This is a genomic window from Bordetella sp. FB-8, assembly GCF_000382185.1.
GTDB lineage: Bacteria > Pseudomonadota > Gammaproteobacteria > Burkholderiales > Burkholderiaceae_B > Bordetella.
Genome location: NZ_KB907784.1, coordinates 2,771,909 through 2,798,664 on the forward strand (window position 1 = coordinate 2,771,909; position 26,756 = coordinate 2,798,664).

Sequence of the window (26,756 nt, forward strand, 5' to 3'; positions counted from 1 at the left end):
AGTCAATCCTTGCCTTTGTTCAGTACCCAGACGGGGATGGGCTTGAGATCCCAGATCAGGCCGGTCTTGCCCAGCAGCCACAGTCCGTACCAGGTCAGGTCTACTTCGCGGCGGCGAAACCCCTGGCGCGCCGAGCCGGGATAGAAGTGGTGGTTGTTGTGCCAGCCTTCGCCCAGCGTCAGCAAGGCCAGCCAGAGATTGTTGCGGCTGTCGTCCCCGGTATGGAAGCGGGCTTTGCCCAGTTGGTGCGCCAGGGAATTGATGCAGAAAGTCGCGTGATAGACCGCAACGGTGGAAATGCAGAATCCCCATACGGCCATTTGCATGCCGCTGGTCCCCCAGCCGGGTGCCAGCCACCGCAGCATGGCGCCAAGTCCATACATCGAGGCCAGGACGGCCAGGGGAACGGTTATGTCATAGCGGTCCAGCCAGCGCAGTTCGGGATAGCTGCGCAAGTCTGGAACCCGGTCCCAGTTCGTGGAAAAGGCGCGCCGGGTGAGGAACCAGCCGGTGTGGCTGCGCCAAAAGCCACGCCGGACTGGCGAGTGCAAATCGGCGTGTGTGTCGGCATGGGCGTGATGGCTGCGATGATGCGCCGCCCACCACAGCGGGCCGCGCTGCACGCACGACGCGCCCAGTATCGCGAAAACGAACTGCGCCGCGCGCGAGGTGCGAAACGCACGATGCGAGAAATAGCGGTGATAAAAGGCGGTCAGAAAGAACATGCGCATGACGTACATCGTCAGCGCCGTCGCCACGGCGACGGGCGAAGCGCCTACCCACAGCACGCCCAGGCATCCAGCATGGATCAAAAAGAAGGGAATTGCCCGCGGCCAATCGATACGGTCCCGGCTGGCGTCGTCCATCGCCGGGTATTGGTCCGCTCCCTGGGTATCGAACCAGCGCCGTAATGGTGTGGTCCACGACGCCTGGGCTTGTGTGGCGGCACGATTCTGTGGCGCTGGAGCTTCGCAGCGATTTTTCATTTCAGATCCTGTCTGTGCTCGTTCTTGTGCTTTCTAATACGCACCGCAGTCCGGAATGGATGCGCTGGTGTAAACCCTTATTTTTCGATGCCGCACCGGGACACCAGCGGTTCGGTCTCTGCATGGTCGATCTGCAGCGCCGAGGGCGGACCATATCGTCTGTTGGCTGGAAATTCGATGCGCACTTGCTGCGTGTCGCCTTGATCGCTGTGGATGTTGCCGATGCCCTCGAAGCGAAGCAGGCGGCGCTCTTTTATCGAGTAGGTCACCTCGATCGAGGGGAGCACGAAGCCATACCACGCATTCAGGCTCAGCTTGAAGCGGCGCGCGGGCTGACCCTGGTACGTTGCATCGGAGGTGCGTATAGCCAGATGCAGGTATTTCAGCCGGCTGGGAACAAGGAACGCGACTTCGGTGTCCTGCCCGGCGCCGAGCGCCTTCCAATGGCTGCGCAGGTAGGCATCGAATCCCGCATCGATCACAGCGTTGCGCGGGGTCGGAAGTTGCGCGGTCCGGCGCGGCGCGCCGAGGCTGCTTCGCACATAAACCTGGCGCTCATCGCCACGGCCGGTCACGCCCTCGATGTAGCCGCTGCGGCTGTCCTCGAATTCGAAGTCCGGCGCGGCGTCCTCGATCCCGCCGTCCAGGCGTTCTCGGGCAAACGGCTTGCCGTTGGGGCAGCGATACAGCACGATGTGTTGCTGCGCGCCGCGATTGCGCACAACCCAATGTTCTTCGCTATAGACCAGCTTGCCGCCGTCGCGGGCGTAGGCCAGCCCCACGTAGTGCTGCGCGGCCGCTGCCGGTGCCGCGTGCGCCGCCGGCAGAAAATGGGCGGCCAGCAGTAGCGCGATGGGCCAATGCGTGATTCTCATGATTGCGCCAGCCCGATTGCGGCCCCGCGACGCTTGCCCAGGAAAGCGCAGAGGTCCTGCAGCACGGGAGCGCGCCAGCGCAGCGGGCGGGCCAGGGCACCCACGAGCATCTCGTGACCCAGCCCGCGATAGCGGATCGACTGGACATCGGCTTTCGCAGCCGACAATGCCTGGGCAAGGCCGTCGGTATTGCGCCGTGGATCCACCATGCTGTCGGCCGAGCCCGCCATCAGAAGCGCCGGTGGCGCGCCGATATGCGCATGGACGACGGGTTGGGAGTCAGCGGGCGTGCGCGGGTAATGAAAGACCGGCCGGACCGTGCGGGTCTGGATGGGCAGGAAGTCGTAAGGACCCGCCATGCCCACCCACCCGGCCAGCATGGCGGGCGACCCGCCATGGGCCTGTAACCAGCGTCGGTCCAGGGCGAGCATCGCCGCGTTGTACGCGCCCGCGCTGTGGCCCACGAGATAGAGCCTCGCAGGATCGCCGCCGTAGGGGGCGCAATGCTGCGCAGCCCACGCCACGGCCTGGGCGCAGTCATGGAGAAAGTCGGGATAAGCCGCCTGGGGATAGAGTTGGTAATCGGCGATGACCGTGACATAGCCGCGCGAGGCGAGCGCGTCGCCCACGAACTTGTAGTCGGCGCGTGCGCCGCTGCGCCAGCTTCCGCCGTAGAAGAACACCACGACCGGCGCCCCGGCGGCACGCCACGGGATATAGATGTCCAGCTGCTGACGCGGTCCGCGGCCATAGGAAACGCCCTGGACGACCTGGCAGGCGTCTGCAGGGATGACGCCATTGATCAACGCCAGCGGCGAGCGCGTGGTCAATGCCTGCAGGGCTGCCCCGAGCCAGACGCTACGCATGTGGATTCCCGGGTAAATTGAAAGTCGGGCTCATGATGTCCGTATATGAATCGACAGTACTATTTACGGACGGGGATCCGGTTTGGATGCGGTCGGCGGCGAAATTGTCCCGAATCCGTCTCGCAGGTCAGGACCGCCAGTCTCGCCAGCGGCCCGGCGTGACGAGGGCGCATGGGCTGGCGACCGGTCAGGTTCGTTTGGGCAACAGCGAGAAAAACTCGGAGCGCAGGCTCTTGTCTTGGAGAAATGCGCCGCGCATCACGCTGTTGACCATTTTCGACTGATCGTCCTTGACGCCGCGCCAGTGCATGCAGAAATGGTCGGCTTCAAGCACGAGGGCAACCCCCTTGGGAGCAAGCCGGGTCTCCAGCAGATCGGCAAGCTGCTTGATGGCCTCTTCCTGAATCTGCGGACGCGACATGATCCAGTGCGCCAGGCGCGCGTACTTGGACAGGCCGATGAGGTTGGAGTCCTGGTCGGGCAGCACGCCGATCCACAGGCGCCCCATGATCGGGCACAGATGATGCGAGCAGGCGCTGCGCACGGTGATCGGTCCGACGATCATCAATTCGTCGAGTTGCTCCACATTGGGGAACTCGGTCACGCCCGGCACGGGTTCGTAGCGTCCGGCGAACGTCTCGCGCAGGAACATCTTGGCGACGCGCTTTGCGGTTTCGTGCGAGTTGTGATCGTTGTCGACGTCGATCACCAGGGACCGAAGCACCGATTGCAGGCGGGCGGCGACCTCCTCCTGCAGTTGATCGATTTCGCCTTCCCGCAGGTAATCGGAAATGTTGTCGTTGGCGTGAAAGCGTACGCCCGCGCTCAGCAAACGCTGCCGAATTCGCTGCGAAAGCGGCACATCCTCCGTCGCGGCGGTCATGGCAGGCATGGTTTTGACGATTGCATCCATTTGATGTCTCCATTGTCGAGGCCCGTGGCGGGCCTCGCAGATCACGACGGCCTTGAGTCCAGATGGCCCGCCGCCACGCGCTCCAATGCCGTTTCAAAGGCATGGCGTGCTTGGTTGGAAATATCGCCCAGCAACCGGTGAAGCATGCGGTCGGCAGGCGTTGCTATCGAACAGTTGTCGCTGTAGGTCTCGAATGCATCGAGTTGCAGGATCAATTCGACGATGTGCCGGGGGCACTCGCAGGTCACCGCCTGCGCCAGCCCCGTCATGGCCTTCAGTTCGCGCTCGTCAAAGCGCCTCTGGCGCCGGCCACCCCCGGGAGCAAGCGGTAGATCATCGATCGCGTCGCGGGCCAGGTCGCGCAGCATTTGGCGCATTTCGGACCGGTTGGCGGGGCGGCGGTACAGACGCACGCCGGCCAGCTGCAAGCTGTCCGCCGCGCTGTTGGCGCCAAAGGCGTACACCACGGCAACGGCGCGGTAGGCCGCGCCGCGGATGGCTTGGACGATTTTTTCGGCTGTGTCGTCTTGCAGGCCGGAAATTTCGATGATCAGGATGTCGCCGGCCCGCTGCCCGAGCGTTTCCAGTTCTTGCAGGCCGGCGATCGTGGCGCCGATCTGCAATCCGCGCAGCTTGAGCTCCGAGCCATCGTCCCGGATGCGCTCGGCCAGAGCCTCGCCTACGATGGCCAGATGCAGGTCTTGCCGTGCTTGTTTTGTGTGGGTCGGGGCGGCGTGATGCTGGGGCGCCGGATGCCCCCGGTCAAGCGAAGCCAACTGCGCATCGTCGAACCGGGCAATCGAACCGATGGCATAGCCGCTGTCGACCAGCGACTTCAAAAGCGTCAGGCGCTGAACGTCCTGCTCCGAGTAGAGCCTCTGGCCCGAAGCGGTGGTCGGCGGCGCGACGATGCCGTACCTGCGCTCCCAGATGCGCAAGGTGGTCACGGGCATGCCGACCAGGCGGGCCGCCTGACCGCTGCGGTATCCGTGGTGGGTTTCGGTATCTGTGGCTTTGCTGCGTGTCATTGTGGGTTTGCTGGACGAATCGAGGTCGCGAGTATGATGCAAAATATATTCAATTTGAATCCAAATATCAAGAAAAATTAGATTCAAAATGAATCTATATTGTAAATTCTAATGGGAATTGGCAAAATTGACGCGGAAATAACGCTATAAATGAATTCGAATAGTATATTGTCGACTTCATATTGACTCGTTTAATTTCGGGCGCGCTGCGGCGCAGGGCGCCTATCGAGAAATAAGCCATGACTGCCTTGCGCCTCGTACTGGGCGATCAATTGAACCCGCTGCACAGCTGGTTCTCCCGGCGTGACACCGACGTCGTCTACATCTTGATGGAAGTGCGCCAGGAGACCGACTATGTGGTGCATCATGCGCAAAAAATCATTGCCATTTTTGCCGCTATGCGCGAATTCGCCCGGACGCTGCTGGATGCGGGACATCGGGTTCACTACGTCGCGCTGGACGATCCGCGCAACCGCCAGTCTCTTGCCGCCAATCTTCGGCAACTGGTGGTGCAATACCAAGCGCGGTTGCTGGATTACCAGGCTCCGGACGAATGGCGGGTGGACCAGGAGCTGGCGGCCTTGTCGCGCGGCTCTTGCCTGCAGGTAACGCAGGTCGACAGCGAGCATTTCTATACCTCGCGCGTCGAATTGGCCCAGTTCTTCGGTGCGCGTGAAACCTGGCTCATGGAATCGTTCTACCGCCACATGCGCCAATGCACCGGTGTGCTGGTCGGGTCTGACGGCAAGCCGCGGGGCGGGCGCTGGACTTTCGATCACGACAACCGCAAGTCCTGGCGCGGCGATCCGCCCGTTCCGCAGGCGGCACTGCCCTTGCACGATCACAGTCCGCTTTGGCGCACACTTCAGGCACAGGGGCAGCTCGCGTCCTTGTCCGGCGATGCCCGCGCGGCGCTGCGCCAGCAGGCCGGGATTTGGCTCGATCGGATCGATGTACTCTAAGGCCTGCAATCATGTCGTGCGCGGCAACCAAATTCAAAAAAGGCTTTTTGCCGGAAAAGCCCTGCGAACGATGCGGCCGCCCGATGCAATGGCGGCACAAGTGGGCTCGCCATTGGGACCAGGTCAAGTATTGCTCGGAACGCTGCCGGCGCCAGCGGTCAGAGGTGAACACACCGCGAGGGTAAGGCCATGATGAAATGCTTTCTTGCTCCGATGCGCGATCGGGTCCGCGCCATCGCGCTGGTATGGATGTGCGGCCTGCTGACTGCCTGCACGACGCAGGCGCCTGCGGGCATCCAGCCCGTGCGTGGCTTTGACGCGCAGCGATACCTGGGCCGCTGGTATGAAATCGCGCGGCTCGATCACGCCTTCGAGCGTGGGCTGACCGACGTCAGCGCCACCTACGAAGCCCGAGGCGACTCAGGGCTGACTGTCATAAACCGGGGCTACGACGCATCGACCGCAACCTGGAAATCGGCCCGCGGCCGTGCCTATTTCAACGGTCCGACCGATGTCGCATCGCTGAAGGTATCTTTCTTTGGGCCATTTTTCGGCGGCTATCACGTGGTGGCGCTGGATACGGACTATCAATGGGCAATGGTCGTTGGCAACGACCGCAGCTATTTGTGGATACTGTCGCGCACCCCGCAGCTTTCCGAGTCCGTCAAGGCCAGCCTCGTGGCGCAGGCAGACCGCCTTGGGTTCGATACCGGAAAATTGGTCTGGGTGCCCCAGACGCGGGCGGCTCAGTGAACGCGCTGCGGCGCCGGCGCATCCACAAGGCAGGCCTTCCTACCTTTTGGATGCACGCGTGCGCCCTGGATACGGCCCGCGGCGAAATCAGCTCAGAAGCACATCGCCGGTCATGACCACCGGGCCGGTCGGCTGGCCGGTGGGTGACCCGCCTTCAGGCTCCAGGCTGATGCCCAGCTTGCGGATACTCCCGGCGCCCCGGGGCAGCGTCAGCCTGGTCAGCCCGTTTGCAGCCACCAGGCCTAGCGATACAGGCTTGCCGCCAGGCGGCATCGACCACAATTGCAATGCGTGGCCGTCCGCCATTTTGGTCAGGTTGCCCAGTGTGGTCGCGTACATGCCCCCCGACGCGTCCGCGCGTATCACGAGAAAGGCCTGGCCCTGCTCGCTCTGTAGTACAGCCACCTGCTGGACCGGCTGGGTCCGGTTCAGCCACAAGGGCTGGATCACCGCCATGGCGATCAGCGCCACGGCCAGCGTCGCCGAGCACCAGCGCCAGAGGTATGCGCCATGCCAGCCCCAGTTCCTCATCCGATCGGGCGCTTTCTGGCGGATCTGCCCACGTATGGCACGCCAGACGCGATCCGAAGGCGTGATCGCAGGCATGGCCCAGACCAGCGCGTACAGGTCGTCCTCCCATGACCGCACCTGGCGGCGCAGCGACGCATCGGCGGCCATGAGTCCTTCGAAACGGCGCCGGGCACCACCGCGCATCGCGCCGGATACGTAATCTGCCGCCAGCCGGGCGCGCAGTTGCGGATCGTCGTAGGTTTTCATGACAGACACCTCTTGAGGCGCTCCATGCCTCGACGTACCCAGCTCTTGATCGTTCCCAGCGGCGAATTCAACCGGCTGGCGATCTCGCCGTGGCTCAGATCATCGAAAAATGACAAGGCGATCGCCATGCGCTGCTTGGACTCCAGTTGCGCCATGCAGTCGGCCAGGCGCTGGCTGTCTTGACGGCTGCGCAGCCGCTCCAGGGGACCCGCGGCCTCGTCGGCCCAGGCGTCCAGAATCGCGCCGTCCGGATCTGGCCGTTCGCAGTCCGGGCGGCGCAGCAGGTCGATACATCGATTGCGCACGATATGGGTCATCCAGGTCATGGCCTGGCTCTGCTCGGCCGAAAAGCGGCCAGCATTGCGCCAAATGCTGAGAAAGCTCTCCTGCAGCACTTCTTCGGCCAGGTCTTTACGCCTCACTATACGAGTGGCAAGCGCGAATAGATGCGGTGCGCTTAGCCGATACAGCTCTTCGAGGGCTGTTTCCTGTCTTTGAGCGCACTGCCGGATCAGTTCATCCAGGCGCCGGGGATTTTCGGGCATTGAAGATTCCTAGTCTGGCTAAAGTAGGGCGGCGTGACCGGCTTGCATTGCGGCAGGGCTATCGTAGTTTGCCCCAATCGGGTTCGCGTTGCGTCGCCTGTGATCGCCGGGTCGCGGCGTCGTACGCCTGCGCCTGTCCGAGCAGCCAAGAGCGAAAGAGCTCCAGCGGCTTGCCGTGGCTCAATTCCGTGGGGTAGACCAGATAGTAGGCCGAATCGACCGGCGCACTGGCCTGAATGGGGATCATGATGCCGAGCTGTTCCAACTGGCCATCGACGAAGAATTTCGGCACCAGGGCGACACCCAGGCCGCTGGCCGCGCCGGCGATCAGCATGGTGTGCAGTTCGTAGCGCACGCCATGCATCGTCGAGTTGTCCTGGACGCCGTGGTGCGCGAACCAGGTGGCCCACGCATTCGGGCGGGTCGTCGAATGCAGCAGGGGGTAGTCCAGCAGGTCGCGGGCTTTCGTGACGGGGCGGGCCAGTAGCGAGCGAGCGCAGATCGGTACGACCTCCTCGCCAAAGAGGTAGTCGCAGGAGGTTCCCGGCCAGGTCGGCTTGCCGTAGTGGATCGCCGCATCGAAGTGCGATTCTTCGAACGAGAATATGCTGGTGCGCACGCCCATGTTGACGCGCACATCGGGCGTGCGGTCGTTGAAGTCCTTCATGCGCGGGATGAGCCATTGCGAGGCGAAGGCGGGCAGGACCGCCAGCTCCAGGTAGCCGCCGCTGCTGCCGTGGGCGATGATGGAAAGCGTATCGCGGTCGAGCGCTTCGAGCGTGCGCCGCACCTGGGTGCCGTACAGGCGGCCTGCGCGCGTGAGCACGACGCGCTGCTTGGCGCGCACGAACAGCCGCACGCCCAGGTTCGATTCCAGCGTGGCGATCTGGCGCGAGACGGCGCTTTCCGTAAGGAACAGTTCCTTGGCGGCATGGGTGAAGCTTTCGTGGCGCGCGGCCGCCTCGAAAGCCGTCAAGGCTCCCATATTGGGGATTTTGAATTTCCTCATGGTGCGTCCGTGTATTCATCGAATGGCCGGCCCGGCGCCGCCCGGCGGGCACTGGGGTATCTCCCTATGCCTTGCGCAGGGGGTAGGTATCGCCGATTTATCCCGATTTTATAAGCGTGATGATTAAAACTCATCAGGTTGTGCATAGATATCGGTTGATGCGGGCCTGCGGGCTACCCACAATCGACCCAAATCCTCGTCACAGGTGCTTGTGATGCTGCGTCGTCGGATGGGAGATGGATTGCGCGCGCCAGAGCCGCCACAGCAGTTCTGGCGTGCCCTGGTGTCTACGATGGATAACAAAGGAATCTTCACCATGGTTTCTCGTTTTCGCATTTCTCCGCGTCCCGCTTTCGTCGCGGTGTCCCTCATGCTGATGGCAGGCTCCGTTTGCGCCCAGACGACCGAGGTGAAAGTCGGCGTGGCCAGTCCGCTCACGGGCGCCGATGCGGCGTACGGCAAGGACATCGAGGACGGCGTGCGGCTGGCCCTGGACGAGGCCAACGCGGCCAATCCGACCATCGGCGGGCGCAAGGTCAAGTTCGTCATCGACTCCCAGGACGATCAGGCCGACCCGCGTGCGGGCGTCCAGGCCGCGCAGAAGCTGGTCGATGACAAGGTCGCGTTCGTGGTCGGCCACTTCAACTCCGGCACCACCATCCCGGCATCGCAGATCTACGCCAAGGCCGGCATTCCCATGATCACGCCGTCGGCGACCAATCCGGTCATTACCCAGGCCGGGTTCGACACCCTCTACCGGGTCATTGCCACGGACGCGCAGAACGCGGGCAATGCCGGGGCGTATGCGGCAACGGTCACCAAAGCCAAGCGCATCGCCGTCATGGACGACCGCACGGCTTTCGGCCAGGGCGAGGCCGATGAATTCATCAAGGCGGCCAAGGCGCACGGCGCGGCCATCGTCGATCGGGAGTTCACCAACGACAAGGCGGTGGATTTCTCCGCGCAACTGACGGCCATCAAGAGCCATCAACCCGACCTGCTCTTTTTCGGCGGCCTGGACGCGCAGGCGGCCCAAGTGGTCAAGCGCATGCGCCAGCTGGACATCAAGGCTCAGTTCGTCGGCGGTGGCGGCGTGAAGGATGCGGACTTCATCAAGATCGCCGGGCCGGACGCCAATGGCGCGCAGGCCTGGGAATACGGCCAGCCCATGAACGTCCTGCCCAAGGGCAAGGACTTCGAGGCCAAGTACAAGCAGAAATTCGGCAAGGACATGCTGGCCTATGCGCCGTTCGCCTATGATGCCGCGTGGATCGCCATCAAGGCGATGGAGAAGGCCAATTCCACCGATCCGGCCAAATTCAACGCCGATCTGAAGGCGACAGACTACCAGGGCGTCACGGGCACGATCGCGTTCAACAAGAATGGCGACCTGAAAAACTCGAGTTCCACCTTGTATCAGGTCCAGAATGGCAAATGGGTGGCCGTGACGACCAAGACGGGGGATTGACTTTTCCGCACCAGGCAGCAGGGGCGCTCGCCGCGCGGCAGGCGCCCGGTTTCATATCGACGATATTCAAGAGGTTTTACAGTGAAAGCGGCAACCATTCTTTCTGAACTCGGCATTTCCCAGCTCGCCCAGTCGGGCGACATCGCCGTCCATTCGCCGATCGATGGCGAACTCATCGGCCGCGTCGCCAGCCAGTCGGTCGAGGACGCCGACGCCGCGCTGGCGAAAGCCCAGGCCGCGTTCAAGGCCTGGCGTAACGTGCCGGCGCCGCGGCGCGGGGAACTGGTCCGCGTGCTGGGCAATAAGCTGCGCGAGCGCAAGGCCGCGCTGGGCAGCATCATTACCCTGGAAACCGGCAAGATCCTTCAGGAAGGCATGGGCGAAGTGCAGGAAATGATCGATATCTGCGATTTCGCGGTCGGTCTTTCGCGGCAGCTGTACGGTCTGACCATCGCATCGGAGCGGCCCGGCCACCGCATGGCCGAGACTTGGCATCCCATGGGTGTCTGCACCATCATCTCGGCGTTCAACTTTCCGGCCGCGGTGTGGTCGTGGAATGCCGCGCTGGCACTTGTATGCGGCAATGCCGTGGTTTGGAAGCCTTCGGAAAAAGCGACCCTGACCGCGCTGGCCGTGGACAGAATTCTGCAGGACGCGCTCAAGGAGTTCGGCGATGCGCCCGAGGGCCTGACGAGCGTGGTCATCGGCGGACGCGATGTCGGCGCCAAGTTGGTTTCCGACCCGCGATCGAGCATCGTCAGCGCCACGGGCAGCACCGAAATGGGCCGTGCGGTCGGCGTTGAAGTCGCCCGCCGCTTCGGCCGCTCCATCCTGGAGCTGGGCGGCAATAACGCGGGCATCGTGTCCGATACGGCCGACATGGAGCTGGCCCTGCGCGGCATTCTGTTCTCCGCCGTGGGCACCGCCGGCCAGCGCTGCACGACGCTGCGCCGCCTGTTCGTGCAAGAAAGCATTTACGACAAGGCTGTCGAGCGGCTCAAGGCTCTCTACGGCAAGGTCAAGATCGGCAATCCGCTTGAGCAGGGCACGCTGATGGGGCCGCTCATCGACGAGCCATCGTTCCATCGCATGCAGGCCGCGCTGGAGCAAGCCAGGAAGGAAGGCGGCAAGGTCTTCGGCGGCGAACGCCATGTCGTCGCGGGCAACGAAAAGGGCTTCTATGTGCGCCCGGCTATCGTCCAGATGCCCGCGCAAACCGGGATCGTGCTGACCGAGACGTTCGCGCCCATCCTGTACGTGCTCAAGTATGGCAAATTCGAGGACGCGATCGAGGCCAACAATGCCGCGCACCACGGATTGTCCTCGTGCGTCTTCACCACGGACATGCGCGAAAGCGAACGGTTCCTGTCGGCATCGGGCAGCGACTGCGGCATTGCCAACGTCAACCTCGGTCCGAGCGGCGCGGAAATCGGTGGCGCGTTCGGGGGCGAGAAGGAAACCGGCGGCGGCCGGGAGTCCGGCTCGGATGCCTGGAAGGCCTATATGCGGCGCTCGACGAACACGGTGAATTTTTCGTCGGCGCTGCCGTTGGCGCAAGGCATCGATTTCAGCGTCGAATAAGGCATACGGCCATCTGTCCTCTGGAGCGCAAGCGGTGAGCTCTCAAGTTGTCATTGCCGGCGGCGGGGTGATCGGCAGTTCGATCGCCTATTTCCTGCGAGAGTCGGATCCGACGATCTGCGTTACGGTCATCGAGCGCGATCCGACCTACGCGAAATCGTCTTCGGCGCTGTCGGCCGCGTCCATCCGGCAGCAGTTCTCGACCCCGCTGTCGGTTCAGATGTCGCTCTACGGCATTGAATTCCTGCGCCACATCGGCGAGCTGCTCGAGGTCGACAGCCATCGGCCGTCCATCGACCTGCACGAGGGCGGCTACCTGTTCCTGGCAACGCCCGGCGGCCAGGCGACGCTGCGCGAGAACCACGCGCTGCAGACGCGGCTGGGGGCGAACATCGCCCTGCTCGGGCCCGATGCCTTGAAGGAAAAATTCCCGTGGCTCAATGTCCAGGACATTGCCGCGGGAACCTACGGGGTCAGCGGCGAGGGCTGGTTCGACGGCTACGGCCTGGTCCAGGCGCTGCGCAAGAAAGCGCAGGCGCTGGGCGCGCGCTATGTCGCCGCGGAAGTGACCGGCATCGAGCGCGAGGGCCGCAGGCTTACCCACGTGCGGACCGGCGACGGCGAACGCCATGCCTGCGACATGCTGGTCAATGCAACGGGCGCCTGGGCGCGCCGCATTGCGACGATGATGGGTATCGATATTCCTGTGTACGCGCGCCGGCGCAGCATCTTCAACGTGTCATCGCCGGCGCGGCTGACGGACAGTCCGCTGCTCATCGACCCCACGGGTGTGTATTTCCGGCCGGAAGGCCGGACCTACATCACCGGCACCTCGCCGAATCCGCAGAACGATCCGGACGATCTGCCGCTGGACGAGGTCGATCACGAGCTGTTCGACGACGTCATCTGGCCGACGCTGGCGCACCGCGTTCCGCAGTTCGAGGCGCTGCGCGTGGAGAATTGCTGGTCTGGCTACTACGAGTACAACGTGTTCGACCACAATGCCATCATCGGCCATCATCCCGATATCGAGAACTGTATTTTCGCCAACGGCTTCAGCGGCCACGGCTTGCAGCAGGGGCCGGCGACCGGCCGCGGGGTGAGCGAGCTCATCATCAGCGGCAGATATACCACCTTGGATCTTTCATCCCTGAATTGGGACCGGGTGTTGAACAACCGGCCCATCGTCGAGAAAAACGTCGTTTAGTTCAGACTTGCCGCGGCGGTTTTCCGCTGCGGCTTACCTGCGGCCCTGGCCGGGCCGGCGATCAATGTACGCATATACAGCGCCTTTTCAGAATCCCGCGGGTTCGCCGATACGCGAGCTGTTCAAGTATCTGAGCGAACCGGGGATGATCTCCTTCGCGGGCGGCTATCCCGCGAGCGACCTGTTCGACATCGAGGGGTTGCGGGTCGCGCAGGCGCGTGCCTACCAGGATTCGATCCTCTGCCTGCAATACGGTCCGACCGACGGGCTGCCCATGCTCAAGGAACAGATCGCTGCGCTCATGGCCAGGCGCGGCGCTTCATGCAGCCCCGAGCAGATGCTGATCACGACCGGTTCGCAGCAAGGCCTGGACCTGTTGCTGCGCGTGCTGGTCGAGCCCGGAGACGCGGTGCTCACGGAACAGCCGGCCTATCCGGCGACGCTGCAGGCGCTGCGGCTGCAGCAGGCCCGGATAGGTACCGTGCCGGTCGACGGCGACGGCCTGGACGTCGGCAGGCTCGCGAGCCTGCTGGCCTCGGGCGTCGTGGCGCGGCCCAAGCTGCTGTATACGGTGCCGACCTTCGCCAACCCGACGGGCGCGACGCTTGCGCGCGAGCGCCGCATCGCGTTGCTGCGGCTTGCGGTCCAGTACAAATTTCTCATCGTCGAGGACGACCCCTATGGCGACTTGAGATTCGCGGGCGAGGGGGTCCCTTCGATTCTTGCACTGGCCGACCAGGTTGATGGCTCGCGCGACTGGGTGGTGCATTTTTCCAGCCTCTCCAAGGTGGTCGCGCCGGGCCTGCGCATCGGCTGGACGGTGGCCCCCGTGGAAATCGCGCGCCGCTGCATTGTCGCCAAGCAGACGGTCGATCTATGTACCACGCCATGGTCCCAGGCCATCGCCGCCCAATACCTGGCGGACGGCTCGCTGGAACGTCATCTGCCGCGCATCACGACCGCCTATGGCCACAAGAGCGGCGCGCTTTGCCGGGCGCTGCGCGCGGGGCTGGGCGATGCCATCGCGTTTCATCAGCCCGAGGGCGGCATGTTCGTCTGGGCGCGCATGCCGGGCGTCGATGCCGCGCAACTGCTGGCATCTGCCATCGAGCGCAAAGTCATGTTCGTTCCCGGCAAGGCGTTCTTCGCCGAGCAGCCCGATGCGGCCGCGCTGCGTCTTTCGTTTGCGGCCCCAGGTGTGGACGCGATCCAGGAAGGCGCGCGGCGCCTGCAGCAGGCTTATCAGGCGCTTGCCTGATAGGTCTCTGCCGCGCGCCGCATTTCGTCAAGAAGGCTGCTGTCCGGGCACGGTTTGTTTGCCCCCGAGGCGGCGCGAGCTGATGACCAGCGCCGAGACCGTCGCCGCCACCGCCAGCCAGAGCGCCCATTTGATCGCCTGGGCCAGCGCGATGCCCGTCAGCCTGCCGCCGCCGGCCGCGGCGTGTGTGGCGTACGCCGACAGGATGACGCCCACCAGCGCGGTCCCCAGGCACTGCCCGAAGGTGCGCGCGATGGCCAGTACCCCCGAGGCATTGCTGCTGCGCTCGCGCGAGGCGTTGGCCAGCATCTCGCGGTTGTTGGGGCTCTGGAAAAAACCGAAGCCCGCACCGCACACCAGTTCGCGCCAGGCGATATCCCACGCAGGCGCGTCATAGGGCAGCAGCGCCAATAGCGCGAGGCCGAACGCGAAGACGGCCAGGCCGGCTGTGGCCAGTGTGGCCGGCCGATGCCGGTCGGCCAGCCGCCCGGCATGCGGGGCGATGAGCACGATGGCGACGGGCCAGGGCGTAAAGAGCAGCGCCGAGGCGAAGGGGCTGTAGCCATAGGCGCTTTGCAGCAGGATGGGCAGCGCGATGAACGCGATGCCCTGGCCGACGAACGAGGCCATGGACGTCATTGCCGCCATGGAAAAGCGCGTGGAGGCGAAGATGTCCAGCGGCAGCAGCGGTTCCGGGGCGCGGCGCTGGCGGCGTACGAAGGCCATACCCGACGCGATGGCCGCTGCCGCGTAGGCAAGGGGTAGATAGGCCTGGCCGCCGTTGCCCAATTGCGCGCAGGCATCGGCGGCCATGATCAGTGCGGCCATCGCCGCGCCCGACAACAGGGCGCCGGCGGTGTCGAAGGGCAGGCCGCGCAAGCGCGCCTTGGGAAGGGTGCGACGCGCCAGGAGCGTGCCGACGATGCCCAGCGGGACGTTGATCGCGAACAGCCATTGCCAGCTCAGGGCTGCCAGCAGGGTTCCGCCCAGCATGGGTGCGATGGCTGTGCTCGCGGCTACGAGCAGCGCGTTCAGGCCGAGGATCCGCCCCAGCAGGCGGGTCGGGAAAATCGAGCGATGGATAGCCGGGGCGATACTCAAGGTCGCGGCTCCGCCCACTCCTTGCAACACGCGCATCGCGATCAGCCACGGCAGCGAAGCGGACAAGGCGCAGCCCAGCGAAGCCAGCGTGAACACGGCGATACCGCCCGTGAACAGGGCGCGAAAGCCGGTTCGCCTTGCCAGTGCCGAAAACGCCGCCAGCGTGACGGCCACAGACAGAAGGTAGCCGTTGGCTACCCAAACTGCCTCGCCCGTGGGGACATCCAGCGACTGGGCGATCTGGGGCAGGGCGATGTTCACGATGGATCCGTCAAATACCGCCATGGTCGTAGCGATCATCACCGAAATCATGGCCAGGCAACGCTCGCGGCCCGGCAGGCCCTCGTCTCCCGGTCGGTCAGAAAACAATTCCATATTGCAAAATCCTTTATTTAGGCGGGCAGCGGGGCCGTCGGCGGCGCAGGTACAGCCGTCAATGTATCGGCGCGCCCGGCATGGCGGAAGACGCGCCGCCTGCACGGATAAAGTGCGCCGGACGCCATGTCTGCCCATGCTAGGATCAGGCATGTCCGATCCCGACCTGAACCTGCTTATCGCCTTCGATGCCTTGCTGGCCGAAGGCAGCGTGGCCGGCGCCGCACTGCGCCTTGGGCTTAGTGCCTCGGCGATGAGCCGGGCCGTGACCCGGCTGCGCGAGGCGACCGGCGACCCTTTGCTGGTTCGGGCGGGGCGCCGCATGGTGCCGACTCCGCATGCCCAGGCACTGCGCCAGCGCGTGCGGGATGCGGCCCGGGAGGCGCGCGCCGTTCTGAATCCCCCGGCGAACGATTTCGATATTAGCGCGTTGCGGCGAACCTTCACGATCCGGTCCAACGATGGCTTTGTCGAGGCTTTCGGCGCCCAGCTCATCACGGCGGCCGCGGCGGTGGCGCCGGGTGTGCGCCTGCGCTTCGCGCCCAAGTCCGAGAAGACGGCGGCCCCGCTGCGCGAAGGGGTGGTCGACCTGGAAATCGGCGTCCTGAGTCAGATGGGCCCGGAGGTCCGGGTGCAGGCGCTCTTTCGGGACCGCTTCATCGGTGTCGCCAGGAAAGGGCATCCGCTCGAAGCGGAACCCGCGGTGACCGCCGGGCAGTATGTCGCCTTCGGCCACGTGGTCGCCTCGCGCCGCGGACGCGCGGACGGCCCGGTGGACGTCGCCTTGGCCGACATGGGGCTGGAACGGACGGTCGCCGCCGTAGTGCCCAATTTTTCCGCCGCGCTGGCCGTGGCGCGCGGCTCCGACTTGATTGCGCTCGTGCCTGCGTTCTTCCTGGGCGCGCAGCAAGAGCATGTCGAGCCGGCCCGTACCGGCATTTTTGCTTTCGAACTGCCTGTCCAGACCGAAAAAATCACGGTGTCGCAGATGTGGCATCCTCGCCTGGGCGCGGATCCCGGACACCAGTGGCTGCGGCAGCTGGTGCTTGAGGTGTGCCGGGAAAACATATAATGAGAACGTTTCTCAATTAAATAGATCCATGATGACGACAAGCGCAACCCCCGTGCAACTGCTGATGTCCCGCCGCTCGACCAAACTCGTGCGCGGCCCGGGACCTTCCGATCAAGAACTGGCCCAGATCCTGCAGGCCGGCATGAGCGCGCCCGATCACGGCGCGCTGCGTCCGTGGCGCTACGTAGTCATCCGCGACGAGGCCGTGGGCAGGCTGGCCGACATGGCCATCGCTGCCGTCAAGCGCACAGGCGACCCGCGCATGACGCCGGAAAAAGAGAAGAACAACCGCACCTGGCTGGCGCAGGTGCCGCTGGTGCTGGGCGTGGCGCAGAAGAGTTTCTTCGACGGCAAGATCCCGGAACACGAACAGATGCTGGCCGTGGGCGCCTCGGTGATGAACGTGCTCAACGCCGTCCACATGCTGGGCTATGCGGCTTTCTGGAGCACCGGTCTAGGCACCAACGTTCCCGACGTGCAGGAAGCGCTGGGCTTTGATCCCCTGGAATATCGCTTCCTGGGTTTTGTGGCCATCGGCACGCCAGCCGTGGATTTGCCCACGATGCAGCGTCCGGACTTCCACGAATTTGTCACGGAATGGACGGGAGGTAAGCCTCACATGTGAGGCTGAAAAGAGCCGAGGATCCCGCAGAGAGTCCGCTGCGCGGGCGCGGTGCGGCCGGGCATCGGGACTTTGCAGGGCTGCCCCGGCTGCGCAAGAATCCTTATCCTTGCAGGTACACCACCTGAGTATGCGTGTACTCATACAAGCCATGTTTGCCATCCGCGCCACCCATGCCGGATTTGCGCACTCCGGCATGAAAACCCTGCATGGCCTCGAAGTTCTCGCGGTTGATGTAGGTCTCGCCGAAATCGATCTCGCGCATGGCATGCATGGCCTTGGCGAGGTCGCGCGTGTACACCGATGAAGTCAGGCCGTACTCGCAGTCGTTGGCCAGGGCGATCGCCTCGTCCAGGTCGTCGATGATCTGGATGGGCAGCACTGGCCCAAAGATTTCCTTGCGCATAATCTCCATATCGGCACGGCATCCGGTCAGCACCGTGGGTTCGTAGTGAAAGCCCTGGCCCAGGTCGGCGACCTTGCCGCCCGTGATGAGTTGGGCGCCGTCGGCGATGGCTGTGCGCACCTTGGCCTCGACATTGTTCAGGCCTTTCTGGTTGATGAGCGGGCCCATCTCGACGTCGGGCTGGGCGAGGGGATCGCCGTAGCGCGTGGCCGTCATGGACTTGGTGATGCGGGTAATGAATTCATCGGCCACCTTGCGCTCGACATAGACGCGCTCGGCGCAGTTGCAGACCTGGCCGGTGTTGATGATGCGCGAATCGCGGATGGCCTTAGCCGCCAGGTCAAGGTCGGCATCGGCAAGCACGATGGCAGGCGCCTTGCCTCCCAGCTCCAGATTGAGCTTGGTGATGTTGTCTGCGGCTGCGGCCATGATGCGCGAGCCGGTGGCCACACTGCCGGTGAAGCTGATCATGTCCACGCCCGCATGGGCCGACAGCGCGCCGCCCACGGCGCCTGTGCCGTACACCACGTTAAACACGCCGGCCGGCAGATCGGTCTGCGCCAGCAATTGCGTGAACTCATGACAGTTGATGGGTGTCTCTTCGCTGGGCTTGATAACGATGGCGTTGCCCGTGAGCAGCGCCGGTGCCATCTTGCGCGCGATCAGGAAGAACGGGAAGTTCCATGGCAAAATGCCGGCCACCACGCCCAGAGGCTTGCGCAGCAGAAAGATGCTTTCATTGGGGCGGTCGCTTGAGATGACTTCGCCTTCGATGCGGCGTGCCCATTCGGCCATGTAATCCATGTAGTCGGCGGTAAAATGCACTTCGACTTCGGCCAGGCCCAGGGTCTTGCCCTGTTCCTGCGTGATGGTGCGCGCCAGGCGCGGCGCATTTTCGCGCAGCTTGGCCGCGATCCGGCGCAGGTGGCCCGCGCGTTCGATGGCTGTCTTTCGCGCCCAGGCCTTTTGCGCGCCACGCGCGGCGGCGATGGCGTGGTCGACTTCCTGCCGGGACGAGATGGGGGCCTGGGCCAGGCATTCGCCCGTGGCGGGGTTCAATACGTCATGCAGTTCGGCGCTGCGGCTAAATTGGCCGCCGATGTAATTCCGCAGTACGGGTAGCGTGCTCATGAAAGGTCTCCTACAGGTTTTATTCAATACGTTCGCGAATGTGAAATCGCTGCTACAGCGGGTTCGCGGTAACGCGCCAGATTGTCGATGGCCGCCTGGCGCAGCAGGCTGACATCGATGGCCACCGCGATGAAGGTGCAGCCCCATTCGGCATAGCGGCGCGCATCTTCCTCGCGCGGTGCCAGGATGCCGCAGGCTTTGTCCGAGGCGCGCGTGGCTTCGATGGCGCCGCGGATGCTGGCTTGCACTTCAGGCTGGCTGGCGTCGCCCGCGTAGCCCATGCCAGTGGACAGGTCCGCCGGGCCGATGAAAACCGCGTCCACGCCATCCACCGCGGCGATCTCGGTCACATTCTCCGCGCCCAGGCGCGACTCCACTTGCACGATTAGGCACAACTGCTCATGCGCGCGCTTAATGTAGTTGGGTACGGCATCCCAGCGCGTCGCGCGGATCAGGCCGCCGCCCACGCCGCGGATGCCATGCGGCGGGTAGCGCATGGCGCGCACCAGCGCGCGCGCCTGCTCGGCCGTCTCGACCATGGGCACCATCAAGGTCTGCGTGCCCACATCCAGTAATTGCTTGATGAGAATAGGGTCGCCGCTGACGGGCCGAACGACCGGATGCGTGACATAGGGCGCCACGGACTGCAACTGGCCCAGCAAGCTGGGCACCGTGTTTGGCGCGTGTTCGCCGTCGATCAGCATCCAGTCGTAGCCGGTGCCAGCCACGATCTCGGCGGCATAGGACGTGGCGAAACCGGCCCAGATGCCATATTGCGGCTCGTTTCGGGCCAAGGCTGCCTTGAAGGGGTTGATGGGCAAGTGCATGATGCGTTCCTTTGCGAGTATTAGTGCGTGTACGGCCGATGCAGCGCACAGTCGGGGTTCAGCGTCACGCCAAAGCCCGGCTTGTCCAGCTCGGACACCCGCATGCGGCCGTTGACCGGTACGGGTTCGCCCAGTAATTGCGGGTGGAACATCGGCACGACCTTATCGGCCTTGGGTGCCATCATCAAAAATTCCGCGAAGGGGCTGTTTTGACGTGTCGCGACAAAGTGATAGCTGTAGACGGACGAACCATGCGGGATCACCAGCGTCTGATGCGCATCGGCCAGCGCGGAGATCTTGATCAGTTCAGTGACGCCGCCGCACCAGCCCACGTCGGGCTGGATGATGTCGCAGCAGCCCATTTCCAGCAACATTCTGAAGCCCCACCGCGTAGCCTCGTGCTCGCCGGTGGTGACCATCATGCCGGTGGGCACGTTCTTGCGCAGCGCCGCGTAGCCCCAGTAATCGTCTGGCGGCAAGGCCTCCTCGATCCACTTGAGTCCGTATTCGCGAGCGGCCTGCGCCAGGCGTGTGGCATAGTTCAGATCCAGGCTCATCCAGCAATCGAACATCAGCCAGAAATCCGGGCCGACGCGTTCGCGCATGGTGGCCAGTGTCTCGATGTTCTTGCGCAGGCCTTCTTCGCCTTCGGCCGGGCCGTGCTGCAAGGCCAATTTACCGCCGATGAAGCCCATCTTGCGGGCTAGATCGGGACGGGCGCCAGTGGCGTAGAACTGCAACTCCTCGCGCACCGCGCCGCCCAGCAATTGGTGCACGGGTTCGCCGCGCACCTTGCCCAGCAGGTCCCACAGCGCTAGGTCGACGCCGGAGATGGTGTTGATGACCAGCCCCTTGCGGCCGTAGTAGAGCGTGGAGTGGTACATCTGGTCCCAGATGCGTTCGATATCGGTGACGCGGGCGCCTTCCAGGAAGCGCGCCAAGTGCTTTTCCACGATGTAGGCCGCCGGTTCGCCGCCGGTCGTCACCGCAAAGCCCACCGATCCGTCGCAGGCCTCGATCTGCACGACCAGCGTTCCGAGCACATTAATGCCGAAACTGCGGCGGCTTTGCCGGTATTGGGGATACTTGCTCATGGGCGTGGCGATGTGATCATCGATCCAGTGCCCGTCCGCCTGGTCATGGTAGTCGGCGCCACCGCCTTTTAGGGTGTAGGCGCGGACTTGCTTGATGGTGGGTATCGTCATGAAAAACTCTTTGCGTCTTGATCGCTCTATGTGTTGATGTATCGTTTTGCCGTCGGTGTTCAGGTGGTGGCGCGTGCGCGTGTCGCGGACGATGCGTTGTCGTGCAAGCCCAGCATAAGCAGCGCGGCCAGCACGGTCGTCGTCGCCAGCACATACAGGCCGGCGGCGGAGGAATGAAAAGCGGAATCGGCCCAGTTCTTGACCATGGGCGCCAGAAAGCCGCCAACTCCGCCTATCGAGTTGATGAGCGCAATGCCGCCGGCCGCGACGCTGCCCGCCACAAAGCGCGACGGGAAGGTCCAGAAAATCGGCTGGACGGCGATGAAGCCCGCAGCGGCGAAGCACAGTGCTAGTACGCCCGCCAGAGGACTCGACACGCTGACGGATACCGCGATGCCGGCCGCCGACATCAACAGTGTCAGACAAGCTGTGCCGCGTCGGTTGCCCGTGCGATCGGCGAACGCGGGGATGAGCCAGGCCGCCAGGACCGCGCACACCCAGGGAATGGCCGAAACCAAGCCTACGGCCAAGCCGACCTTGGTGTCCATCAGGCCGGCAACCTGGGTAGGCAGATAGAACACCACCCCATAGACGCTGGCCTGGATCAGCGCATAGATCAGGCTCATGAACAGCACGGCGGGTTGGCAGATCGCGGCGAACAGGTTGTGGCTATGCGAGGTCTTGCCGCGGTTTTCCTGGTCCAGCACATCTTGCAGTTGCGTGCGTTCTTCCTGCGTCAGCCACGTGGCCTCGGCAGGACGGTTGTCGAGATAGAAATACGCCCAGACGCCCACAACGCTGGCCATCAGGCCTTCGATTGCGAACATCCATTGCCAGCCGTTCCAGCCGCCTACGCCGTGCAACTCTAGCAGCAGGCCCGATAGCGGACTGCCGAAGATGAAGGCCAGCGGCGCGCCGAAGTAGAAAAATCCCATGGCCCGGCCCCGCGCGGCCGAGGGGAACCAGCATGTCAGGTAGTAGATGATGCCGGGGAAGAAGCCGGCTTCGGTCACGCCGAGCAGAAAGCGTAGGAGGTAGAAGCTGGTTTCGCCGTGCGCGAACACCAGCGCAGCCGATACCAGGCCCCAGGTCACCATGATGCGGCACATCCATAGGCGCGCGCCCACCTTGTGCAGGATGAGGTTGCTGGGCACTTCCAGCAATGCATAGCCCACGAAGAAAATGCCGGCGCCAAGAGCAAAGGCTGCGTCGCTGACGCCGGTGTCGGCCTGAAAAGCCTGTTTGGCAAAACCCACGTTGACGCGGTCCAGGAAGGCCAGGATATACATCAGCAGCAGGAAGGGAAGCAGGCGCCAGGAAACCTTGGCGATTAACGAGGGGGAAAGCGTCTTCAAGATTGTCTCCAGAATTATGTTTTGTGTATGGCTTGTTGTTATGGGCGACGACTGTACGGTGCCCGTGCTATGCCCACAAATCGAATTTCAGTAATAATCAATACCTTTTAGGTATCACTTAATTTCTCGCATATTTCCTCTCTCATGGTTCGCAACCCGATATCCGCCCAGCATCGCGGCCTATTTAATCGGCTGCGCTACAAGCATTTGCACATGCTGGTGGTGTTGGGTTCCAGTCAGAACCTGCATCGCGCCGCGCTGAGCCTGAACATGTCGCAGCCGGCCGCCACGCGCATGCTGCACGAGATCGAGGACATGTTCGGTTGCCAGCTTTTCGAGCGCCTGCCGCGCGGCATGCGGCCCACGGCGCTGGGGCGCCAGATGGTGCGTTTTGCCGAAGCGACGCTCAACGGTCTGGATCGTTGCGCCGAGGACCTGGCCGTGCGCCGGCAGGGCGGCTACGGCTATCTGGCGATCGGCACCATCATGGGCGCGGCGCCTGACCTGGTCATGGATGCGGTGGCGCGCATGAAGACGCAGCACCCGCAACTGCGCCTGCGCATCATGGGGGACACGAGCGACCAGGTGATCCGTCTGCTGGAACAGGGCCGGATCGACATCGCCATCGCGCGGCGCAATCCGGAGACTCACAGTGATCGATATGTTTTCGAACCGCTGGGTAACGAGCAACTGCTGATTGTGGTGCGTAATGGCCACCCCCTGTCGCGCCGCCGCAAGCTGAGCCTGGATGAACTGGTGCACGACTGGCCGTGGATTTTGCAGCCGCCCACCAGTCCCGCGCGCATCGCACTGGATCAGGCCGTGCAGCGTCTGGCGCTGCCGGCGCCGGCCGACATTATCGAATGCAGTTCGGTGTATTCGATGCAACAATTGGTGCAGCTTACCGATGCGATCATGGTGCTGTCGGAGTCGGCGTTGCGCGACTATTTGAGGATGGGGTTGGTGAAGGCGCTGCCGTTAGGGTTTGCCGAGTTAGTCGCCGAAACCCTCGCCCCGTTCGGCATCTTGATGCGCCGCAATGAGCCGCTGACGCAGGAGCAGCGAACTTTTATCGCGCTGCTGCGCGAGCAGGCAGGTATCACAAATCGGTAAGGGCCTTCAAACAGATCCGGCCGCATGTGCGGCCGGATCATGTGCCGGGCAAGATACTCTCTTGCCTGGCAACTGTGCAATCGAGAGGCTTCAGTCCGTCTCGTCCAGCACGCGCTGCGCTTCCTCGCGCACACGCTCGGGCGCCGTGCCGCCGATGTGCTTGCGCGCCGCAACCGAGCCTTCCAGCGTCAGCACCTGATGCACGTCGGCCTCGATGGCCGGGTTGTAGGCCTGCAGTTCGGCCAGCGTCAGGTCTGCCAGGTCGATGCCGCGCTGTTCGCAGTCACGCACGGCATGCGCCACGACTTCATGGGCGTCGCGAAAGGGCAGGCCGCGCTTGACCAGGTAGTCGGCCAGATCGGTCGCGGTGGCGAAACCCTGCAGGGCCGCGGCGCGCATATTGGCGGCCTTGACCTTGATGCCGCCCGCCATGTCGGCAAAGATCGTCAGCGTGTCCCGCAAGGTGTCGACAGTATCGAACAACCCTTCCTTGTCTTCCTGGTTATCCTTGTTGTAGGCCAGGGGCTGGCCCTTCATCAGCGTCAGCAGGGCCATCAGGTGGCCGTTGACGCGGCCGGTCTTGCCGCGGGCCAGTTCGGGCACGTCGGGGTTCTTTTTCTGCGGCATGATGCTGCTGCCGGTGCAGAAGCGGTCGGCCAGGTCGATGAAGCCCACGCGCGGGCTCATCCAGATCACCAGTTCTTCCGACAGGCGCGAGATGTGCGTCATGATGAGCGCGCCGGCCGCGCAGAACTCGATGGCGAAGTCGCGGTCGGACACGGCATCCAGCGAGTTGCGGCACACGCCGTCAAAATGCAGGGTGCGCGCCACGCGTTCGCGGTCGATGGGGTAGGTGGTGCCGGCCAGGGCCGCCGCGCCCAGCGGCAGGCGGTTGACGCGGCGGCGCGCGTCAAGCAGGCGCTCGGCGTCGCGGCCGAACATTTCGGCATAGGCCAGCAGATGATGGCCGAAGGTGACGGGCTGGGCCACCTGCAAATGGGTGAAGCCGGGCAGGATGGTGGCGGCGTTTTCCAGCGCCACCGTGGCCAGCGCGCGGCGCAACTGGCGCAGCAGGTCGACCAGGCCGTCGATCTCGTCGCGCAGCCACAGGCGCACGTCGGTGGCGACCTGGTCGTTGCGCGAACGGCCGGTGTGCAGGCGCTTGCCTGCGTCGCCCACCAGTTCCACCAGGCGCTTTTCGATATTCAGGTGCACGTCTTCCAGGTCCAGCAGCCACTGGAAGTTGCCAGCATCGATCTCGGCCAGGATCTGCAGCATGCCGCGCTGGATGTCGGCGTAGTCCTGAGCGCTGATGATGCCCTGGGCGGACAGCATTTCGGCGTGGGCCAGCGAGCCGCGGATGTCGTGTCGGGCCAGGCGTTTGTCGAAATCCACCGAGGCGGTGTAGCGCTTGACCAGGTCGGAAACGGGCTCGGAGAACCGGGCGGACCAAGCCTGAGCCTTGTTGGCGAACTGGTCTTGAGGAGTGTGTGCGGTGTTTGCCATGATGCCTCGTCGATAACGGGTGAATTATAGGCGTAGGCCGCAGGCGGGTCGGCGGCAGCCGTCCGGCCCCACCCGGCAGGGCAGCCATGACGCATGCGATAATTTGCACTGTCCCTTTTCCCCTGTTTGGAACCGTATTGCCATGAGCGCCGCCCGTGTCGCCTTCGCGCAAATCAACACCGTCGTCGGAGGTTTGGCCGGCAATGCCGCGAAGATCCTGCAGGCGGCTCACGAGGCCCATGCGCGGGACGCCGACGTGCTGGTCACGCCCGAGCTTTCGCTTACCGGCTATCCGCCCGAGGACCTGTTGCTGCGGCCGTCCTTCATCGACGCGCAGACGCAGGCGCTGACGCAGCTGTGCGCGGATATGGCCGGCCTGGCCGGCCTGCACGTCGTGGTCGGCCACGCGGCGCGCCGGCCTGACGGCAAGCTGTGCAACGCCGCCAGCGTGCTGTGCCAGGGCCGCGTGCTGGGCACCTATTCCAAGTTGGAGCTGCCCAACTACTCCGTATTCGACGAGGACCGGTACTTCGTTGCGGGCGGCGCTCCGCTAGTGTTCGTAGTCAAGGGCGTGCCTTTCGGGGTGAATATCTGCGAAGACATTTGGTTCGAGCGCGCGCCACGTGCCGCGGCCGCCGCCGGCGCCCGCGTGCTGTTGGTACCCAACGCCTCGCCCTACAACCGGGGCAAGCAGGCCGAGCGCGTCCAGGTGGCCCGCCGCAGTCTGCAGGGCACGGGCTGCGCCCTGGTCTACGCCAATCTGGTGGGCGGGCAGGACGAGCTGGTATTCGACGGCCTGTCCTTCGTGCTCGACGCGCAAGGCCGCCAGGTAGCCCAGTTGCCCGGGTTCGCCGAAGGCATGGGCCTGGTCGAGGTCGATGCATCTGGCAAGGTGACTGGCGTGGGCGATCTGCCGGCGGCCGTGCAGACCAGCGAGCAAGAGGAGGTCTGGAACGCCCTGGTCCTGGGCGTGCGCGACTATCTGGGCAAGAACGGTTTTCCCGGCGCCATTATCGGCCTGTCGGGCGGCATTGACTCGGCCGTGGTGCTGGCCATTGCGGTCGATGCGCTCGGCGCGGACAATGTGCGTGCGGTGATGATGCCCTCGCGCTATACCGCTGACATTTCCGAGATCGACGCCGCTGACATGGCGCGCCGCCTGGGCGTGCGCTACGACAGCATCGCTATCGCGCCGGCTTTCCAGGCGTTCGAATCCATGCTGGCCGGGCAGTTCGCCGGGCTGCCGTTGGACGCGACCGAGGAAAACATTCAGGCCCGCGTGCGCGGTACGCTGCTCATGGCGCTGTCGAACAAGACGGGCCGGCTGGTGCTGACCACGGGCAATAAGTCCGAGATGACCACGGGCTACTGCACGCTGTATGGCGATATGGCGGGCGGCTTTGCCGTCATCAAGGACGTGCCCAAAACGTTGGTCTATCGTCTTGCAGCCTGGCGCAATACATGCGGCAAAGACGGCGAGGTTATTCCCGAGCGCATCATCACGCGGCCGCCTTCGGCCGAACTTCGCCCCGACCAGACCGACCAGGACAGCCTGCCGCCCTACGACGTGCTGGACGGCATCATGAGCCGCTACATGGAGCACAACGAACCGCCGCAGCGCATCGTCGCGGCCGGTTACCCGCGTGCCGCGGTGGAGCAGGTGGTGCGACTGATCCGCGTCAACGAGTACAAGCGCCGTCAGGCGCCGCCTGGGCCGCGCATCACGCTGCGCGCGTTCGGCCGGGATTGGCGCTATCCTCTTACCAACGGTTTCCGCGAAACGATCTAGGCCATTGCGATTACGACAGGGACATT

Annotated in this window: 25 protein-coding genes; 11 read left to right on the forward strand and 14 right to left on the reverse strand. The window is 64.1% G+C overall.

Translation table 11 applies throughout. The features are described 5' to 3' along the window. Positions 1 to 2 precede the first annotated feature (2 nt). From H143_RS0113305 to H143_RS20670, 5 genes are all read right to left on the reverse strand, one after another. On the reverse strand, positions 3 to 986 hold the full coding sequence (locus H143_RS0113305) for an acyl-CoA desaturase (protein ID WP_155803393.1): 984 nt from the start codon (positions 984 to 986) through the stop codon (positions 3 to 5). A gap of 77 nt (positions 987 to 1,063) precedes the next feature. Then, entirely contained in the window at positions 1,064 to 1,861 is a 798-nt protein-coding gene (locus tag H143_RS0113310) for a hypothetical protein (RefSeq protein WP_019938742.1), read from the reverse strand. Further along, positions 1,858 to 2,727, reverse strand: coding sequence for an alpha/beta hydrolase (locus H143_RS0113315; RefSeq protein ID WP_019938743.1), 870 nt, complete (start codon positions 2,725 to 2,727; stop codon positions 1,858 to 1,860). Before H143_RS0113315 ends, H143_RS0113310 begins: the two co-directional genes overlap by 4 nt. Before the next feature lie 187 nt (positions 2,728 to 2,914). Then, entirely contained in the window at positions 2,915 to 3,640 is a 726-nt protein-coding gene (folE, locus tag H143_RS0113320) for a GTP cyclohydrolase I (RefSeq protein ID WP_019938744.1), read from the reverse strand. 41 nt (positions 3,641 to 3,681) lie between these two features. Then, positions 3,682 to 4,668: a MerR family transcriptional regulator gene (locus H143_RS20670; RefSeq protein ID WP_019938745.1), complete on the reverse strand. Its 987-nt coding sequence runs from the start codon at positions 4,666 to 4,668 to the stop codon at positions 3,682 to 3,684. A 239-nt stretch (positions 4,669 to 4,907) separates the two neighbouring features. Here H143_RS20670 and H143_RS20675 point away from each other — a divergent pair, with 239 nt between their 5' ends. Genes H143_RS20675 through H143_RS0113335 form a run of 3 tightly spaced genes read left to right on the forward strand, consistent with a single transcriptional unit; the run spans position 4,908 to position 6,383 of the window. Next, complete coding sequence (locus H143_RS20675) at positions 4,908 to 5,630, forward strand: cryptochrome/photolyase family protein (protein WP_019938746.1); 723 nt, start codon at positions 4,908 to 4,910, stop codon at positions 5,628 to 5,630. Positions 5,631 to 5,641: 11 nt separating this feature from the next. Beyond that, entirely contained in the window at positions 5,642 to 5,815 is a 174-nt protein-coding gene (locus tag H143_RS22105; protein WP_081627049.1) for a DUF2256 domain-containing protein, read from the forward strand. A gap of 7 nt (positions 5,816 to 5,822) precedes the next feature. Continuing rightward, positions 5,823 to 6,383, forward strand: a complete 561-nt coding sequence (locus tag H143_RS0113335) for a lipocalin family protein (protein WP_369751149.1) — start codon at positions 5,823 to 5,825, stop codon at positions 6,381 to 6,383. Between the two features lie 87 nt (positions 6,384 to 6,470). On the opposite strand, the gene H143_RS0113340 is transcribed toward H143_RS0113335, so the two are convergent. The 3 genes from H143_RS0113340 to H143_RS0113350 are packed head-to-tail and all read right to left on the reverse strand — an operon-like array spanning position 6,471 to position 8,714. Continuing rightward, complete coding sequence (locus H143_RS0113340) at positions 6,471 to 7,160, reverse strand: anti-sigma factor domain-containing protein (protein WP_019938748.1); 690 nt, start codon at positions 7,158 to 7,160, stop codon at positions 6,471 to 6,473. Then, positions 7,157 to 7,705, reverse strand: a complete 549-nt coding sequence (locus H143_RS0113345; protein WP_019938749.1) for an RNA polymerase sigma factor — start codon at positions 7,703 to 7,705, stop codon at positions 7,157 to 7,159. Before H143_RS0113345 ends, H143_RS0113340 begins: the two co-directional genes overlap by 4 nt. A gap of 58 nt (positions 7,706 to 7,763) precedes the next feature. Continuing rightward, on the reverse strand, positions 7,764 to 8,714 hold the full coding sequence (locus tag H143_RS0113350; RefSeq protein ID WP_033365501.1) for a LysR family transcriptional regulator: 951 nt from the start codon (positions 8,712 to 8,714) through the stop codon (positions 7,764 to 7,766). A 316-nt stretch (positions 8,715 to 9,030) separates the two neighbouring features. On the opposite strand from H143_RS0113350, the gene H143_RS0113355 reads away from it, so the two are divergent. From H143_RS0113355 to H143_RS0113370, 4 genes are all read left to right on the forward strand, one after another. Next, positions 9,031 to 10,182 (forward strand): branched-chain amino acid ABC transporter substrate-binding protein, encoded by a 1,152-nt coding sequence (locus tag H143_RS0113355; protein ID WP_026350038.1) that lies wholly within the window; start codon positions 9,031 to 9,033, stop codon positions 10,180 to 10,182. A gap of 81 nt (positions 10,183 to 10,263) precedes the next feature. Next, the gene (locus H143_RS0113360) at positions 10,264 to 11,763 is read left to right on the forward strand and encodes an aldehyde dehydrogenase family protein (protein WP_019938752.1); all 1,500 of its coding nucleotides are present in this window, start codon (positions 10,264 to 10,266) and stop codon (positions 11,761 to 11,763) included. A 34-nt stretch (positions 11,764 to 11,797) separates the two neighbouring features. Continuing rightward, complete coding sequence (locus H143_RS0113365) at positions 11,798 to 12,970, forward strand: FAD-binding oxidoreductase (protein ID WP_019938753.1); 1,173 nt, start codon at positions 11,798 to 11,800, stop codon at positions 12,968 to 12,970. A 64-nt stretch (positions 12,971 to 13,034) separates the two neighbouring features. Continuing rightward, positions 13,035 to 14,228 (forward strand): PLP-dependent aminotransferase family protein, encoded by a 1,194-nt coding sequence (locus H143_RS0113370; RefSeq protein WP_019938754.1) that lies wholly within the window; start codon positions 13,035 to 13,037, stop codon positions 14,226 to 14,228. A 27-nt stretch (positions 14,229 to 14,255) separates the two neighbouring features. Here the strand turns inward: H143_RS0113370 and H143_RS0113375 are convergent, their stop codons facing one another. Beyond that, positions 14,256 to 15,704 (reverse strand): MFS transporter, encoded by a 1,449-nt coding sequence (locus H143_RS0113375; RefSeq protein WP_019938755.1) that lies wholly within the window; start codon positions 15,702 to 15,704, stop codon positions 14,256 to 14,258. A gap of 151 nt (positions 15,705 to 15,855) precedes the next feature. On the opposite strand from H143_RS0113375, the gene H143_RS0113380 reads away from it, so the two are divergent. Beyond that, positions 15,856 to 16,776, forward strand: a complete 921-nt coding sequence (locus tag H143_RS0113380) for a LysR family transcriptional regulator (protein WP_019938756.1) — start codon at positions 15,856 to 15,858, stop codon at positions 16,774 to 16,776. A 28-nt stretch (positions 16,777 to 16,804) separates the two neighbouring features. Then, on the forward strand, positions 16,805 to 17,401 hold the full coding sequence (locus H143_RS0113385) for a nitroreductase family protein (protein ID WP_019938757.1): 597 nt from the start codon (positions 16,805 to 16,807) through the stop codon (positions 17,399 to 17,401). 100 nt (positions 17,402 to 17,501) lie between these two features. On the opposite strand, the gene aldA is transcribed toward H143_RS0113385, so the two are convergent. The 4 genes from aldA to H143_RS0113405 are packed head-to-tail and all read right to left on the reverse strand — an operon-like array spanning position 17,502 to position 22,322. Continuing rightward, on the reverse strand, positions 17,502 to 18,935 hold the full coding sequence (aldA, locus tag H143_RS0113390) for an aldehyde dehydrogenase (protein ID WP_019938758.1): 1,434 nt from the start codon (positions 18,933 to 18,935) through the stop codon (positions 17,502 to 17,504). A gap of 23 nt (positions 18,936 to 18,958) precedes the next feature. Then, positions 18,959 to 19,762, reverse strand: coding sequence for an aldolase/citrate lyase family protein (locus H143_RS0113395; RefSeq protein WP_019938759.1), 804 nt, complete (start codon positions 19,760 to 19,762; stop codon positions 18,959 to 18,961). Positions 19,763 to 19,782: 20 nt separating this feature from the next. Beyond that, on the reverse strand, positions 19,783 to 20,967 hold the full coding sequence (gene rhmD / locus H143_RS0113400) for an L-rhamnonate dehydratase (protein ID WP_019938760.1): 1,185 nt from the start codon (positions 20,965 to 20,967) through the stop codon (positions 19,783 to 19,785). A gap of 59 nt (positions 20,968 to 21,026) precedes the next feature. After that, positions 21,027 to 22,322: an MFS transporter gene (locus H143_RS0113405; protein WP_019938761.1), complete on the reverse strand. Its 1,296-nt coding sequence runs from the start codon at positions 22,320 to 22,322 to the stop codon at positions 21,027 to 21,029. A gap of 144 nt (positions 22,323 to 22,466) precedes the next feature. Between H143_RS0113405 and H143_RS0113410 the strand changes: the two genes are divergently transcribed. Beyond that, positions 22,467 to 23,435: a LysR family transcriptional regulator gene (locus H143_RS0113410; RefSeq protein WP_019938762.1), complete on the forward strand. Its 969-nt coding sequence runs from the start codon at positions 22,467 to 22,469 to the stop codon at positions 23,433 to 23,435. 90 nt (positions 23,436 to 23,525) lie between these two features. Here H143_RS0113410 and argH read toward each other — a convergent pair whose 3' ends face one another. Then, positions 23,526 to 24,941: an argininosuccinate lyase gene (gene argH / locus H143_RS0113415; protein WP_019938763.1), complete on the reverse strand. Its 1,416-nt coding sequence runs from the start codon at positions 24,939 to 24,941 to the stop codon at positions 23,526 to 23,528. A 142-nt stretch (positions 24,942 to 25,083) separates the two neighbouring features. Here argH and H143_RS0113420 point away from each other — a divergent pair, with 142 nt between their 5' ends. Further along, positions 25,084 to 26,730, forward strand: coding sequence for an NAD+ synthase (locus H143_RS0113420; RefSeq protein ID WP_019938764.1), 1,647 nt, complete (start codon positions 25,084 to 25,086; stop codon positions 26,728 to 26,730). Positions 26,731 to 26,756: the final 26 nt, after the last annotated feature.

Excerpts from the sequence above, each read along its gene's own strand:
- H143_RS0113305 (WP_155803393.1), bottom strand. The coding sequence starts at position 986 with ATGAAAAATCGCTGCGAAGCTCCAGCGCCACAGAATCGTGCCGCCACA.
- H143_RS0113310 (WP_019938742.1), bottom strand. The coding sequence starts at position 1,861 with ATGAGAATCACGCATTGGCCCATCGCGCTACTGCTGGCCGCCCATTTT.
- H143_RS0113315 (WP_019938743.1), bottom strand. The coding sequence starts at position 2,727 with ATGCGTAGCGTCTGGCTCGGGGCAGCCCTGCAGGCATTGACCACGCGC.
- folE (WP_019938744.1), bottom strand. The coding sequence starts at position 3,640 with ATGGATGCAATCGTCAAAACCATGCCTGCCATGACCGCCGCGACGGAG.
- H143_RS20670 (WP_019938745.1), bottom strand. The coding sequence starts at position 4,668 with ATGACACGCAGCAAAGCCACAGATACCGAAACCCACCACGGATACCGC.
- H143_RS20675 (WP_019938746.1), top strand. The coding sequence starts at position 4,908 with ATGACTGCCTTGCGCCTCGTACTGGGCGATCAATTGAACCCGCTGCAC.
- H143_RS22105 (WP_081627049.1), top strand. The coding sequence starts at position 5,642 with ATGTCGTGCGCGGCAACCAAATTCAAAAAAGGCTTTTTGCCGGAAAAG.
- H143_RS0113335 (WP_369751149.1), top strand. The coding sequence starts at position 5,823 with ATGAAATGCTTTCTTGCTCCGATGCGCGATCGGGTCCGCGCCATCGCG.
- H143_RS0113340 (WP_019938748.1), bottom strand. The coding sequence starts at position 7,160 with ATGAAAACCTACGACGATCCGCAACTGCGCGCCCGGCTGGCGGCAGAT.
- H143_RS0113345 (WP_019938749.1), bottom strand. The coding sequence starts at position 7,705 with ATGCCCGAAAATCCCCGGCGCCTGGATGAACTGATCCGGCAGTGCGCT.
- H143_RS0113350 (WP_033365501.1), bottom strand. The coding sequence starts at position 8,714 with ATGAGGAAATTCAAAATCCCCAATATGGGAGCCTTGACGGCTTTCGAG.
- H143_RS0113355 (WP_026350038.1), top strand. The coding sequence starts at position 9,031 with ATGGTTTCTCGTTTTCGCATTTCTCCGCGTCCCGCTTTCGTCGCGGTG.
- H143_RS0113370 (WP_019938754.1), top strand. The coding sequence starts at position 13,035 with ATGTACGCATATACAGCGCCTTTTCAGAATCCCGCGGGTTCGCCGATA.
- H143_RS0113375 (WP_019938755.1), bottom strand. The coding sequence starts at position 15,704 with ATGGAATTGTTTTCTGACCGACCGGGAGACGAGGGCCTGCCGGGCCGC.
- H143_RS0113380 (WP_019938756.1), top strand. The coding sequence starts at position 15,856 with ATGTCCGATCCCGACCTGAACCTGCTTATCGCCTTCGATGCCTTGCTG.
- H143_RS0113385 (WP_019938757.1), top strand. The coding sequence starts at position 16,805 with ATGATGACGACAAGCGCAACCCCCGTGCAACTGCTGATGTCCCGCCGC.
- aldA (WP_019938758.1), bottom strand. The coding sequence starts at position 18,935 with ATGAGCACGCTACCCGTACTGCGGAATTACATCGGCGGCCAATTTAGC.
- H143_RS0113395 (WP_019938759.1), bottom strand. The coding sequence starts at position 19,762 with ATGCACTTGCCCATCAACCCCTTCAAGGCAGCCTTGGCCCGAAACGAG.
- rhmD (WP_019938760.1), bottom strand. The coding sequence starts at position 20,967 with ATGACGATACCCACCATCAAGCAAGTCCGCGCCTACACCCTAAAAGGC.
- H143_RS0113410 (WP_019938762.1), top strand. The coding sequence starts at position 22,467 with ATGGTTCGCAACCCGATATCCGCCCAGCATCGCGGCCTATTTAATCGG.
- argH (WP_019938763.1), bottom strand. The coding sequence starts at position 24,941 with ATGGCAAACACCGCACACACTCCTCAAGACCAGTTCGCCAACAAGGCT.
- H143_RS0113420 (WP_019938764.1), top strand. The coding sequence starts at position 25,084 with ATGAGCGCCGCCCGTGTCGCCTTCGCGCAAATCAACACCGTCGTCGGA.